The 13,586-nt window shown below is 48.6% G+C and carries 11 protein-coding genes; 5 read left to right on the top strand and 6 right to left on the bottom strand.

Annotated elements, in window-relative coordinates:
* Positions 1–54: 54 nt before the first annotated feature.
* The 3 genes from EKM71_RS02235 to EKM71_RS02225 all read right to left on the bottom strand — a co-directional run bounded on the left by EKM71_RS02235 (position 55) and on the right by EKM71_RS02225 (position 4,088).
* Positions 55–2,565, bottom strand: coding sequence for an AAA family ATPase (locus EKM71_RS02235; protein WP_125573052.1), 2,511 nt, complete (start codon positions 2,563–2,565; stop codon positions 55–57).
* A 25-nt stretch (positions 2,566–2,590) separates the two neighbouring features.
* Positions 2,591–3,184, bottom strand: coding sequence for a hypothetical protein (locus EKM71_RS02230; protein WP_125573051.1), 594 nt, complete (start codon positions 3,182–3,184; stop codon positions 2,591–2,593).
* Between the two features lie 535 nt (positions 3,185–3,719).
* Positions 3,720–4,088, bottom strand: coding sequence for a hypothetical protein (locus EKM71_RS02225; RefSeq protein ID WP_125573050.1), 369 nt, complete (start codon positions 4,086–4,088; stop codon positions 3,720–3,722).
* A gap of 215 nt (positions 4,089–4,303) precedes the next feature.
* Between EKM71_RS02225 and EKM71_RS02220 the strand changes: the two genes are divergently transcribed.
* Both EKM71_RS02220 and EKM71_RS02215 read left to right on the top strand, forming a co-directional pair.
* Positions 4,304–5,674, top strand: a complete 1,371-nt coding sequence (locus EKM71_RS02220; RefSeq protein ID WP_125573049.1) for a hemolysin family protein — start codon at positions 4,304–4,306, stop codon at positions 5,672–5,674.
* 244 nt (positions 5,675–5,918) lie between these two features.
* Entirely contained in the window at positions 5,919–6,836 is a 918-nt protein-coding gene (locus EKM71_RS02215) for an AEC family transporter (RefSeq protein ID WP_125573048.1), read from the top strand.
* A 64-nt stretch (positions 6,837–6,900) separates the two neighbouring features.
* Here the strand turns inward: EKM71_RS02215 and EKM71_RS02210 are convergent, their stop codons facing one another.
* The 3 genes from EKM71_RS02210 to EKM71_RS02200 all read right to left on the bottom strand — a co-directional run bounded on the left by EKM71_RS02210 (position 6,901) and on the right by EKM71_RS02200 (position 11,104).
* Positions 6,901–7,839, bottom strand: coding sequence for a hypothetical protein (locus EKM71_RS02210; protein ID WP_125573047.1), 939 nt, complete (start codon positions 7,837–7,839; stop codon positions 6,901–6,903).
* A 200-nt stretch (positions 7,840–8,039) separates the two neighbouring features.
* Positions 8,040–9,398 (bottom strand): DHA2 family efflux MFS transporter permease subunit, encoded by a 1,359-nt coding sequence (locus EKM71_RS02205; RefSeq protein ID WP_125573240.1) that lies wholly within the window; start codon positions 9,396–9,398, stop codon positions 8,040–8,042.
* A gap of 191 nt (positions 9,399–9,589) precedes the next feature.
* Positions 9,590–11,104: an ABC-F family ATP-binding cassette domain-containing protein gene (locus tag EKM71_RS02200; protein WP_125573046.1), complete on the bottom strand. Its 1,515-nt coding sequence runs from the start codon at positions 11,102–11,104 to the stop codon at positions 9,590–9,592.
* 369 nt (positions 11,105–11,473) lie between these two features.
* Between EKM71_RS02200 and nrdI the strand changes: the two genes are divergently transcribed.
* The 3 genes from nrdI (at position 11,474) to EKM71_RS02185 (ending at position 13,478) form a co-directional block, all read left to right on the top strand.
* Positions 11,474–11,947: a class Ib ribonucleoside-diphosphate reductase assembly flavoprotein NrdI gene (gene nrdI, locus EKM71_RS02195; RefSeq protein ID WP_125573045.1), complete on the top strand. Its 474-nt coding sequence runs from the start codon at positions 11,474–11,476 to the stop codon at positions 11,945–11,947.
* Positions 11,940–12,689 carry an NADPH-dependent oxidoreductase gene (locus EKM71_RS02190; protein ID WP_125573044.1) on the top strand — a complete coding sequence of 250 codons (750 nt, stop codon included), beginning with the start codon at positions 11,940–11,942 and terminating at the stop codon, positions 12,687–12,689. The genes nrdI and EKM71_RS02190 overlap by 8 nt, the downstream gene beginning before the upstream one ends.
* 108 nt (positions 12,690–12,797) lie before the next feature.
* Positions 12,798–13,478 carry a hypothetical protein gene (locus EKM71_RS02185; RefSeq protein WP_125573043.1) on the top strand — a complete coding sequence of 227 codons (681 nt, stop codon included), beginning with the start codon at positions 12,798–12,800 and terminating at the stop codon, positions 13,476–13,478.
* Positions 13,479–13,586: the final 108 nt, after the last annotated feature.

The raw sequence follows: 13,586 nt of genomic DNA, 5'->3' as shown, positions 1-13,586 counted from the left end.
GTCAAAAAAGGTAAGCAATTCATCACGAATTGCTTACCTTTTCGACTCACTAAATTAACGTGCCGTTTCGATCACGACATCGTCTGGAATGGCCGTGACATCTTCCACAGTTTCCAGGTTAGCGACTAACCAATTTTTATCATTTTGAATGAGTTTATCTGTAAAGTTCCGAGCCCAACGACCGTTAGACTTTTCTTCGGCTGGTAAACTGGCATACTTGTTCGCCACCAGGTGCCGTAAGAGTGATTCATTGACGTGCCACTTTTTGCGCAACGTCCGACAAACAATCTCCCCAATCTCATCCGGCGTGTAGTCGGCGAAATTCAGAGTCAGCGGAATCCGTGACCGCAATCCGGGGTTAGCCCCCAAGAATTCATCCATCTGGTCGGTATACCCAGCGAAGATAGCGATGAACTTATCACGGTTGTTTTCCAGTTGCGTGATCAACGCTTCGACGGCTTGTTTCCCAAAGTCATTGCTCCCGTTACCACTCGCTGTTAACTGATAGGCCTCATCGACGAAGAGCACACCACCCATGGCGTCTCGTACGGCGTTCGCGGTCTTCTGCTCCGTCTGACCGATGTACTGGCCAACCAGGTCAGGCCGTCCAACTTCCATGACCGTCTTCTTTTCTAGAATGCCAAGATTATAGAAGAGTTGTGCAAGGATCCGCGCAACGGTCGTCTTACCCGTCCCGGGATTCCCAGCAAAGACCATGTGGTAAGTGGGCTTCTGGTCTTCCGGCAAGGCGCCCTTTAACTTCCGGTCACCAGCGACTCGGTCCACCAGCTTGTGAACGAAATCTTTGACCTCATCCAATCCAACCAACTGATCGATCTGCGTCAAAAGTGCCTGAACCTTGGCTTCCTTTTCTTGTTCGTCGCCACCGACAATCTCGTTCAGATCGCTATCTAAGATAGCCGTCACATCACGGTCTGGATCCTCGATACAGTTATTGGCGACGATCCGGACCAATTTTTCGTTAAAGTTCCGGACCCAGCGTCCGTTACTATTTTCAATATTCATCTTGTAGGCATCTTCGATGGTCGTGGCGTAAAGATCGCGATTAAAGGTAAACTGCTGGTCATCCAGCAGTTTCATCCCGATCTCAACCACTTCCGTTCCAGTGTAATCCTGGAAATCAAAGATGTTCGGTGCCCGCGAAATTAAGCCCGGATTCATGTGCATGAAGTCCTTCATTTCCTTGGTGTACCCGGCAAAAATGATCATCAGGTCGTCACGGTGATCTTCCATAAACTTCAGAATAGTATCGACCGCTTCTTGGCCCCAGTTCACCGAGCCGCCATCCTGATACAGCGTGTAGGCTTCATCGATAAAAAGCACCCCACCAAGCGCTTTTTCCAGAATTTTTTTAGTCTGAATGGCCGTGCCCCCAACGTTTTGGGAGACCAGATCTTGGCGAGAAACCTCAACGTAGTTATCCTTAGGCAAAATGCCTTCTTCAAACATAATCTTACCGACTAGCCGCGCCACCGTGGTCTTCCCAGTCCCAGGATTTCCTAAATACAGAGAGTGGTAAGACTGTGCCACGCCCTTAAGCCCCTGTTCCTTACGCTTCTGATTGAAGACCGCGAGCCGAATGAACTGGGTCACCGCTTCTTTAACTTTGTCTAACCCGATCATCGCGTTAAGTTCATCTAGCGCTGATTCTTCTGGTTCAGCTTCGATTTCCGCAACCTTTTCCTCTGGTTCCTGGGTTTCAGCCACTGGTGCTGGCTTCTTTTCCGGTTTCGGTTCTGGTTCTGTAGGGGTGCTGCTGACTCCCACCAGACGAACCTCCGCGCCTTCCACTTCGGCTGAGGACTGTTCATCCATCGAGACTGTGAGCCGAATCTGATCACTCAGGTTACTACTACCCGCTTTCAAAAGTGCATGCGTCAATGAGGCCGTCGTTTGCGGACAATCAAAATTCAAAGCATCCACCACGAACTGTGATCCCGAACGCAAGGTAATCATGTTATCCTCGCCAGCGGGGCCACTAAAGTAAACGTCACTCCCCTTATACTGGGAATTGTCGACGCCACCTAAGTCCCGCAGAATCTGTGTGGTCTGCACATCAACAACTGAACCATCCTTGGCCCAAACGCCATTGATAACAGACTTACTGAGGAGAATATTCGCCCCGTTTAAACAGTAGAGGCCTTCCCCATTAGCTTGGCGAATCTCCGAGTTGGTCAGCGTAACATTGCCACCCTCAGTCCACAGAGCAGGGTAAGTTTCTTCCGTCCGACTGTCGAGGATGGTGCGATTCAAAATGACCGTCCCATTCCTCTTATTAGAAATAATATTATGTTCTGATTCCTGGATTGTCAGATTTTCAACTTCAAAATAGCCATTTTCCTTCAGAGAGAAGTGAGAGTTAATCACCACATCTCCGGGTTGTTGACCGTTCCCACGTAAGCGTAAATTACCCACGTTAAACCCGTTTGGAAAGACGTAAGTTCCCGGGTCGATAACCACAACATCCCCGACGTGAGACGCCTTAATGCCTTCATCAAAGGCCTTTTTCCCAAAGCCTTTTCCAACTGAAATTGCTTTCTTCAACTCGCCATCTCCTTACGCGACCAACTTAAATGTGCATCTTCTTCGCTTGACTGTTCATGTAAATTAACCCAATAGTTCCCAGAATAAATCCCAGGCCCCAACGGACGAAGAAGAGCACCACTTGGCTTAACCACACAACGGGTGCCATAATGCCCCCCCAACCGAGACGCTTAAAGTCCCCTAGGAGAAAGAAGGTGACGTTCCGCAAGCTGCTTGGGAAGTTTTCAATCGCATTATCGGCTTCAAGCATAATCGTCGTCGCAACCGGGTACAGCACCAGGTTCAGCAATAGCCACAGTGGCTCTAACGGCACATTGAGTGACGAATCCCAGATGAAGACACACGCAATAATCGAGAAAATATACTGCTTAACCCAAAACTTCGTGGGTTGTAAGGCGTAAATCCGTTGAATAAAATTCGATTGAGTTTCGGTCGGCGACTCCGCGGCCTGAGTCCCAAATTTAGGGGCCGACTTGGCCTTCGGCTGTTCTTCTGGAGCTGATGCCTGCGTTCCGAACTTAGGGGCTTCACTAGCCTCTGGCTGAACTTCAGTCGGTTGCTGCTCTTGTTCGGCTGGTGTACTATCGACCCCAAACTTAGGCTTGTTTCCATTATCCATGTTCATTCCTCCTAATATATAGGCCAGATGATCGGTCATCTTATCAAAATTTCACCACTGAAAATGATGCTACCTCAGCAGTTAATTGGTCTCAAAAACTATGTATAGCACCCAATAGCGTGCTCAAAATGATTATATCACAAGGATTTCCCCGTCAAAAGGCCGAATCACACCACTTTACGCCAACTTGATCGCGCTAACTTCACAACCCAAACGCGATCTCGAATTCTTCACTCACACTAGCGACACTTCGCTAAAATTTTTCGCAGGTTTAAGAAATGAACACGGAAAATGGTGGTCTATCGGCATCAATTTCACGAAAAAGCGGCTAACAACGTGGTGCTTGACGCTTCACACCGAACCTTCGTGGAAAATTTTTGTCTGCGCGTATGTAATCCTAGACACGATAAGCGACTTTAAAAGCCCACAGAACTGAAGCATTACCACCACAAGCGATTAATTCTAACAAATTACCCAGCAACATAAAAAGAGGCACCCGGAACAAGTCCGAGTGCCTCTAAATTCACTAACAATTTTAGTAAGTTTCTTGATCTTCAACTGGCTTAGGCTTAACAATCTTTTCGCCTAAAACATTCGCCAAATCCTTCAATGCAGCTTCACGAGTTGGAATAATGTCCATATTAAAGATAATGGAATCGATGTCCCCACCAGCAAAATCGAATTGTTCGAAGTAGACGTATGGGTCATGCTCGTCGTCATCGTTCAAGAAATGCGCTGTAACGGCTTCTGAAAGTGCGGTTGCCCAAGATAAATCTTTCATCTTTGGTAGATCGTGCTTCGTCACATACCCCGGTTCCAACAACAATTTAGCTGCCTTATCCACGTCTTCCGTTGGAATTTGAACAGCTTCTTTTTCCGTGTCTTCCTTTGGTGTATCTGCCATAATCAAAATCTCCTTTGATGTTACTATTTTTAGTCTAATCCTTTTTCCCGGAAACGTTAAGTATCTCATTGCTAAATGGTAATCACGTGTTCTTACGCTGTTCGGTTGCCAGGCGCGTGAAAAACAGGTACAATTTTGGTCAATTCACCTACTATAAAAAGGCACGGAGACGCGCTATAATAAGGGGATAGAAATAACGAAATGAGGAATGATGTGTGGATAGCGGTCAGATAGTTGTGAACTTAATTATTATTTTAATTACTTTTCTCTTTGCAGCTTTCTTTGTTGCCTGCGAGTTTGCCTTAGTTCAGACGCGGCCTAGTGCCCTCGAAGAAAAGATCGAGGCACAAGACAAACCGTCGACGAAGCTTAATCGGGCTTTGAAAATGGTCACCAATTTAAATGAATATTTATCAACAACTCAGGTTGGGGTTTCCCTAGCCGGAATCATCTTAGGGTGGATCGGGGAAACGTTCTTCGTGGACATTCTCCTCGCCGGGATTGCCCCGGCCCACATTAACAGCGCCACGGCGCACACGATCAGTGTGATCATCGGGGTACTCCTGTTAACCTACCTAGAAGTGGTCTTTACCGAAATTGTGCCAAAGAACATTTCCATTGATATGCCAATGCGGGTTCTGATGCTCGTCGTCACGCCCTTACACTACTGTCACGTGATCTTCTACCCCTTCGTTTGGTTGCTAAATTCCAGTGCGTCTGGCGTAGTCAAACTGATGGGCTTGAAGGTTGCCAATGAAAGTGACGAAGTCTTCTCTCAAGCTGAAATTTTGAACCTTTCACGGAGTGCCGTGGAAGGTGGGGAACTCGAAAAGAATGACCTGGTTTACATGCAACGGGCCTTTGAACTCAATGATAAGGTTGCCAAGGATATCATGATCGACCGGACGCAATTAATCGTGATTGACATTACGTCGACGGTTAAGAGTGCCCTTAACGTTTATCTTCAAGAACGTTTTAGCCGCTTACCCGTCGTTGCAGATGGTGATAAGGATAAGATCCTGGGTTACGTCTATAACTATGATCTGATTCGCCAACAACAGGTGGATCCTAAGGTCAGAGTCGATAAGCTGATCCGAGACATTTCCACGACGCCGGAAACAACACCAATTACAGAAGTTCTCCAGCAGATGATTAAGAAACGGACGCCAATCGTGGTCGTTGTCGATGAATACGGGGGAACCTCCGGCATTATTACCGACAAGGATATCTACGAAGAGTTGTTTGGAACCGTTCGTGATGAAATCGACGATGCCAATGACCAGTACATCTTCAAACAACCAAATGGCACCTTCCAGGTTAACGGAAAGATGACCACTTACGACTTTGAACGATACTTCAACACCGATATCAAGGGCTTTGAGACAACGGAAATTGTGACGATGGCCGGTTATATCATCGACAATTACCCAGATGTCAAAGTGAACGACGTCGTTCACCTCCAGAACTTCGATCTGAAGGTCTTGGACTACGAAAACTCCTTCATTAACTGGTTCGAAGTCACGGTTAAGCCGCAACTACCAGTTGTTAATCCGGATGAGTCGGACGATGATGAGTCAGACAAGTAAAGAATTAATGCCAAACAGCCGTTGGGGATAACCCCAACGGCTGTTTTCGTGTGCCATGAGTCTATACTTGATGAAAACTTTTCGTAAACAGGTTTTGGCCAATGCCATCTCTAGTAAACAAAGACTTAGGTCGTCATACCCGCAAACCATGGACACAGTTAATCGCGGCCATCTTTGCCGTTGACAGGCTCCCCACGTCACGACCATAATAAACGGTATGCTCATTTAGAAAGGAAGCCGCGTCGTGGCTATCGCACAATTAACCAATCAAATTATCCTCATGTTTCTCTTAATGGCCGTGGGTCTGCTGATCAACAAGTTGGGGTTCATGCGTGGTCAAACAGCCAGTGACCTCACCAATATCTTACTCTATGTGGTATCACCTTGTCTGATTATCAAAGCCTTCGAGCAACACTTTTCGGCACCCCGGCTGCGGAGCCTTGGCCTCGTCATGCTCGGAATCATCCTCACTTACCTGGCGATGGTGCTCATCACTCAAATCGCCTTTCGGTCAGTCCAAGATCTCAATCTCCAACGTATCATGCGGTTCGGTGCCGTCTATTCTAACGCTGGCTTCATGGGGATTCCCCTAGCCAGTGCCCTTTTTGGAAATAATGGCGTCTTCTTTGCAGTGGCCTCATTAGCTGGCTTCAATCTCTTCTGTTGGACACACGGTATTGCTCTCTTTCGAGCCCACTCCGGTGATCGTAATTGGCGCATGATCCTGTTGAATCCGAACATCATTGCAATTGCCCTGGGCCTATTGCTCTTCGTGAGCCCATTCCATTTGCCTAGCCTGTTAAATCAAACCGTCACGGCGATCAGCTCAATTAACACCCCACTCTCCATGATCGTCATCGGTAACAGTTTGGCGGTGGTTCGGCTGAATCGACAGGCTTTGAACTACCGATTATTGTGGGCCCTGGCCTGCCGTAACCTGCTATTTCCAATCATCGATATTCTGCTGTTACGACTATTGGGTGTCACGGGAATTCCGTTCTACACCACAATTCTTATGGCGGCTTGTCCGGTCGCTGGTAACGTGGTGTTGTTCACCCTTCAAGCCCATGGTGATACGACGCCAGCCGTAACGTTAATGAGCGTCTCGACTATCTGCAGTCTTGTGACGATCCCCTTGGTATTTGCTTTAGGAAGTTTATAAATTCTAAAAAGGCGACCGTTCGCCAGGATAGTTCTCCTGGTGAACGGTCGCCTTTAGGTTAATCTCAATTTTCTTGATCAGGTGTCACCTGACGCCGATTCACGAAGAAACCACTCACGACTGGTGCTAGGCGCTTGTAACCATAGGCCATCCCCAGCAACAGGCAAGAAGCCAACAACGCTGCAAGTGGCAGCGTACGGAACATGCCGGCCGGTAAAACCAAAGCTAGTAACGGAAAAGCATAGGCCGCTGGCAACTTGACCCGCAAGAGTTGCAGAAGCAAGAAGACCAGGGGGAGGCTAATCAATGTCGTCAGTAACCCTGAGGCAATCAGCACATGCACCACGACCCCAATCGTCGCAGCCCCACTGAGCGCAATAATCTGCTTGACAGCCATTTTCCCCGCGTACTTGGGCTTCTGAATCACTTCGAAGAAGACCACGAAGACTGGTGGAATACCAGCCATCTGGGGATGCCCAGACAGCCATACAGCCGCGACCCAAATCACCGCAGCAATGGCAAATAGCACCATGTGTTTCAGTCGGATGGGTTCCGGCGTGGCCTGGCCTTTCTGTAAGCCAGCGAGTAAGACCCCCGCCATTAAGACCAGCGTGAAGGCAAAGATCGCCACGATAAAGGACAGATGCGTGGCATTAACGATGATCGGCAACAGCCCTGTCGCAAATGAGGGGGCCAAAACCGACCGTAAGCTTTTCAGTAGAATCAGCACAAACAGTAAGGTTAACAGGATCTTCTCGGGATAGTTAATCGGCAACTGATTCACAATAAACCCAATCACAGCCGTCCCCGATGGCGCCAAGAATATTTTCAAGGGTTGGCTAACCCAATCGCTCTTACGGTAAATCCACGTTCCCGTAGTCAGTGCAGCAATCTCGGGGAGAATGATTTCGGCGTCATTTAACCAGGTCGCCACGCCAACCATTGCCAACACGAAAGCAAACCCTACTAGATAATCTCGACGCTCATGTTTACTCAAATGCATGACGTTCTTTGATCCTCCTAACTGTCATTCAATGGAATACAAGTCGTTCATTAACAAAGTATTTTCGATTATAGCACAACCGATCGCAAGATTCAGGTCAGATCACCCGTTCTGTGATCGGATCACTCGCCTAATCCCTTTCCGAAAAAAGCAAAAGGCCCCCAGCTAATCAGCCGAGGTCCCCAACAATTAAATTTAATTTATCGCGCCTGCTTAGGTAAACGGAGGGCTAAGAGGAAACCGACCACCGCTAATACGAAGGTAAAGTAAAAACCATAGTGAGCCCCGTTTACGAAAGCTGCCGCATGACTCCCGCCACTATAAGCAGCTTGCCCGATACCTAACAGACTCGTGGCGATCGCTGTGGCAATGGCACCGACGATCTGTTGCAGGGTATTCATAATCGCACTACCATCGGCCGCAATCGGTCCCGTTAAGGCGTTGAGCCCATGGGTTTGCGACGGTGACATCGCCAGGGGTGCCCCAATCATCAAGATGACATGGGCCAAAATGATGTACCAGATGGCACTGTTGGTCGTGGTGAAGGCCAATAAGAGCGCCCCAATCATTGAAATGATAAAGCCTAACCGAGCCGGCATCCGTGCTCCGATTCGGTCATACAACCGACCAGAGACGACGGAGACAATGGCGTTCATGACCCCACCAGGAAACATGATAATCCCAGTCAGAGCCACGGGGACCAATGCCCCTTTTTGAATGTACATAGGTAACAGGTACATTGCGGAGAGAATAATTCCGAAATTAATCATAACCAGACTGGCCCCAATTCGGAAACCAGGAATAGCAAAAGCCCGTAAGTTTAGAATCGGCTTTTCCATATTTAATTGCCGATGCGTGTACCAGGCGAGGACAACAATCCCGACGAGCAGACTCCCGATAACGGCTAATGACCCCCAACCGTGGTCACTGGCCAGGCTGACACCCACGACCAGGCTACCAAACCCAATCGTAGATAACACGATTGAAAGAAAGTCGACTTTAGGCCGCGTCACCGGTGCGATATTTTCTAGTGATGTCACCGCAAAAATAAAGGCGATCACCAAAAATGGCACGAATAACCAGAAGATCCACCGCCAAGAAGCGATTCCGAGAACCAGACCCGCCAATGTTGGTCCCACCGCGGGGGCAAACATAATGACCAGGCCCACCATTCCCATGGCAGCCCCTAGCTTGTAGGGTGGAAAGATTTGCATGGCAACCGTGAACATCAATGGCAGAATCAATCCGGTGGCGATCCCTTGGATCATTCGACCGAAGAGTAACACTCCGAATCCTGGTGCAGAGGCCGAAATCACGGCACCAACGGCAAAATCTACCAATGCAAACAGGATAACCTGTCGCGTCGTAAACCACTTCGTAATAATACTGGATAATGGCAAAACCACGCCAACCATTAACATATAACCCGTCACCAACCATTGTACCGTTGCAGTGGTCACGTTCAATTGAACCATTAGCTGAGGCAAAGCAATATTCAAAGATGTTTCAGAAAACATCCCGACAAAGCCCCCAATGAGCATCCCCATCATGGCAAGCATGGGATGAGCCACAGGTACCCGGCCACTTTTGTTTGGCTACTTTGTACTGAATCCATTTGTTTTCACACTCTCCTTCATATATTCACACACAATGGATTACTCTACCAGAAAAAAAGAAACTTCGTAAGCGATCCCGCTCAAAAAGTTTCTAAAGAAGAACTATTTTCCTTTTTAACTAATAATTGCCAGAATTAGGCACGTTTAGCCTGCGCAATCTGATCACGCAGTTCCCGCAATCGTTTCGTATCTAACTCCGGTGCCATCATCAACTGATCGTACTCAAACTGCAGGCGGGGCAGATCCGAAGCTGGGACTCCCTTAGCACTGTGCGCAGGGTCTCGTAGTTCTTGATCCTGCAGCACCACCGTGCGTGTGGCTACCTTCTGGCGAAAGGCCTGGTCGTGAGCGACGAAGAGCATCGTTCCCGGATAGCCCACGAGAAAGTCCTCTAAGGCTTGCAGAGCTGGTAAATCCAAATAATTCGTGGGTTCGTCTAAGACCAAGAGATTGCTAGCACTCACCAGAATTCCCAGGAGCTGTAACTTCACCCGTTCACCCCCACTGAGATCGCCGATAGGGCGGTCGTAGAACGTCGCCGTCAGGCCGAATGCCCCCATGATCTGTCGCGTGCGGTTGCGGTCAAGCGTGGTGGCTCGACTGAGGAACCCCCAGACCGTTTGATCGGCAGGTAACTGGGTCATATCCTGATGGAAATAACCTACTCGGGCACTGGGAGCTAGGCGCGTCTGAGCTGCGTGAGTGAGCACGGCGGTAATCAGCGTCGTTTTCCCGCTTCCGTTAGGGCCACTCAGAGCAACCCGTTCCCCGGGCTTGATCCGCAATCGAACATGGCTGGCCAGGTCGTGTTTGCCATGGGTCAGATGCAAGTCATCCACGGTGATCAGATACTTCCCCGTCACTGGTGGCAGGTCAGTTGCTAACAACTTAACCGGTGCGGCTTCATGGGGCTTAACCGTCGTCGTTTGGCGATCGGCACGATCCTGTAAGGCCCGAGCACCTCGTTCCATCTTGCCGGCGTTCTGTTCTCGAATCGAACGCGTATTACTCCGTTCAGCCGCCGTTAACCGCCGACTCCCCTTACGAACTCGAGCGGCCTTCTCGTGCCGTGCCTGGACCGCCTGCTGGAGTTCGCGACGCTCGCGTTGTTCCCGGTGATACTGCGACAGATTGTTGTCCCGCGTTTGCTGCCGTTCACTCATAAAATGAGTGTAGTCTCCGTTATACTGCGTATATTGGTGGTTTTCAAGCGACCAGATTTGCGTTGCTACCGTCGTTAACAGGTCCCGGTCATGGGAAATCACAATCAGGAGACCCGGATAATGTAAAAGCTGTTGTCGAAGCCAATCCTGATGACGGTCATCCAAGTTAGCTGAAGGTTCATCCAAAATCAGAATTGCTGGATGTTGACTCAACGCGCGACGGACCCGATCTAGCATACTTTGCCCGCCAGATCGACCAACGACTGGTGCAATCTGTGGTACCAGCTGAACACTCGCATTCACGGCGCGAGTTCCCTCAAAATCGGTATCGACACCCGTGATGATGCGGGCCAATGTGGTTTTTCCCCCACCATTAGCGCCGATAATGCCGACACGATCGCCGGTCTGCGCCGTTAGGCGTTCCGCCGTGAAAAGTGTTTCACCGGCAACTGTTTTCGTTAAATTTGTTAAGGTTAATTGTGTCAAAAGATCGTCCCCCTTTTGAAAGCAGGGATTGATGGCACCGCACAAAAAAAGTGGTCGCGTTTCCCAATTGGAAACGGCGCCCACCGGTTGCTCTGGCAACTCAGTCGGCGTAACCATCAATCCCAAATGCAGGCCCACTCCACCCCTAGACTCGTGGGATGGTGCTGACAAACAGTTGAGAATTGATTAGTTACGCATCGGCTGAATACCTCGTTCTTTCTTAAAGTAGCCCCAGAATAGCATATTGACTGAACTTTGACAAGTCTCCTCCCAGATGTCAGAAATTAGCGAGGCATTCTTAAGAGCATTTCACCCCTGATCCGAGTACACTGGTATTAATTGAAAATTTTGAAAGCGGAGGGAAATTTTATGCAGTCATTACGTGTTTTATACATTTCGATCGAGGGTAATACCCGGAACTTTGTTGAGAATCTCACGGCCTTCGCCGCCAAACAACACGAAAGTAACCCAGAGCTACCAACGATTACGGCCACGGAAATCAGCGAAGCCAGTGACTTTGTCGACGAAACGCAACCCTACTTCTGTTTCGTCCCCACCTATCTAGATGGGGGAAATGGTATCGACAACGGCGTTAAGGAACTCATGACCAATGTCCTGGGGGAATATATCGCCTACGGTCAGAACGCCAAGTACCTGGTTGGTGTCGTCGGCAGTGGAAACCGAAATTTCAACGAACAATACTGTCTAACAGCTAAACGTTACGCTCAGAAGTTCGACGCCCCCTTCATCGCCAACTATGAGCTCCGTGGCGTTCCTCGTGATGAACAACGCGTCTACGACGCCCTCGTCGCCCGCATGAAAGTCGTGCTTGTCGATGACTAACCCCACGATCGCGACCCTGATGGCTCACCGCAGTATTCGCCACTTTACCTCAGAAAAACTGACGACCGCAGAGATTGATACCCTGATTACGGCAGCCCAGCACGCCGCCACCAGTACTTTCTCCCAACAGGTCAGCATTATTAGTGTCACCGATCCAGCCAAGTTGACAATTCTCGGTGAAATCACCGGTCACCAGTGGCTCGAACAGGCTGGTCATTATTTTCTTTTTATCGCCGATCAGGCTCGTAATGCCCGACTAGCGGGAACCTCAGTCTTAGCGCAGAGCAATCTTCACAGTACCGACAAACTCTTAGCAGGCATCTTTGATGCCACGATTGCAATTGAGGCGATCGTCACGGCCGGTGAAAGTCTGGGACTTGGAAGCACCATCATGGGCAGCATCCTCAATGATGTTCCCCGCCTCATCCAAACCTTTGACCTGCCCAGCCTTACTTTCCCTGTGTTGGGCTTGGCCATCGGCCACCCAGCGGAACAACCTGAGCAGAAGCCACGGTTGCCCCAAGAACTCATGCATTTTAACAATACCTACCAGCCTTTAGACCCTGCCGATCCACAGCTAGCGGCTTATGATCGCGCCATTACCAGCTACTACCAACAGCGGGGGAACCATCGGCGTGAGGAGACCTACACGCACCACATTCTCACGGAGTTTTCCCGTGATCCGAAACAAAGGGCCGGTATCACGACAGCTTTGAGGCAACAAGGTTTTCTAAGCGACTAATCTGAATTGCTTTCACTAAAGCATTGTGACACTGCTTGATCCTCTTGACAGTTAGAACTGCCCTGCTGTAATATTATGTTTAGGGGTTAAATATTTGGTGGGTGTTCGATGAAAAAAGGAGTTATAACAGCTATTTTAACGATATCATGTGGCTTGTTATTGGTCGGATGTGGTAAGACGAGTACTGCTTCGACTGGAAATACCAGCGCCAAAAATCAGCCAGATAAGTTGCGTTTATACAGTGATGGTAAAACGGCCAAGCGAATCTGGTATCGGGTGGATGGCGATGAGTTAAGCCATACGATAACAAAGGATACCTTAGTGTCTGATGTTTATGCGATTAACACTGGCAAAATGACACATTACACTGTTGGCTACAAAAATGACGACGGTAATTTTGCAATCCCATTAAAAGATTTCAAAGGTTTAACTTATAACGGTGTGATCAAAAAAGCCAAAAAATTGGTTAACGATCAAAAAGAAGCCTCGATTGAACCAACCAAAACATATAAAACAGTGGCTTTAAAGGCTCAAGTAACCGCGGATGATAGTGGCAACGCAGCCTCAAGTGAAGGCATGATGGACGGCAGTCACTTCTACTGGATGTACGGTCAGACACTTGGGGTTTTCCCAGTTTATAAGCAGTACTACTCCGGTTATTTCCGTAATACCTACGACTATGGTCTCCATGGAAACCGTATGCACGCACTGATCACAGCCGTTGGGGAAAACACAAACATTGAATTTGATTCTTTAAAAACAAAAGGCCTGCGAGTTCTTGATGAATAAAATAAATCTAGCTCACGAACAAGCTTGGCTATGATAATAACAAAGTTATACAACACATCATTGCTTAAACCCATGCTACACTTATAAATAAAAGCCGGTTGAGAAAAA

Source organism: Levilactobacillus huananensis (assembly GCF_003946145.1).
GTDB lineage: Bacteria > Bacillota > Bacilli > Lactobacillales > Lactobacillaceae > Levilactobacillus > Levilactobacillus huananensis.
This window is presented reverse-complemented; position numbering and strand designations above follow the sequence as displayed.

What these genes read in the sequence shown, in the direction of transcription:
- EKM71_RS02185 (WP_125573043.1), top strand. Translation starts at nt 12,798, where the DNA reads ATGAAAAAAGGAGTTATAACAGCTATTTTAACGATATCATGTGGCTTG.
- EKM71_RS02205 (WP_125573240.1), bottom strand. Translation starts at nt 9,398, where the DNA reads ATGCTTGCCATGATGGGGATGCTCATTGGGGGCTTTGTCGGGATGTTT.
- nrdI (WP_125573045.1), top strand. Translation starts at nt 11,474, where the DNA reads ATGCAGTCATTACGTGTTTTATACATTTCGATCGAGGGTAATACCCGG.
- EKM71_RS02225 (WP_125573050.1), bottom strand. Translation starts at nt 4,088, where the DNA reads ATGGCAGATACACCAAAGGAAGACACGGAAAAAGAAGCTGTTCAAATT.
- EKM71_RS02210 (WP_125573047.1), bottom strand. Translation starts at nt 7,839, where the DNA reads ATGCATTTGAGTAAACATGAGCGTCGAGATTATCTAGTAGGGTTTGCT.
- EKM71_RS02190 (WP_125573044.1), top strand. Translation starts at nt 11,940, where the DNA reads ATGACTAACCCCACGATCGCGACCCTGATGGCTCACCGCAGTATTCGC.
- EKM71_RS02230 (WP_125573051.1), bottom strand. Translation starts at nt 3,184, where the DNA reads ATGGATAATGGAAACAAGCCTAAGTTTGGGGTCGATAGTACACCAGCC.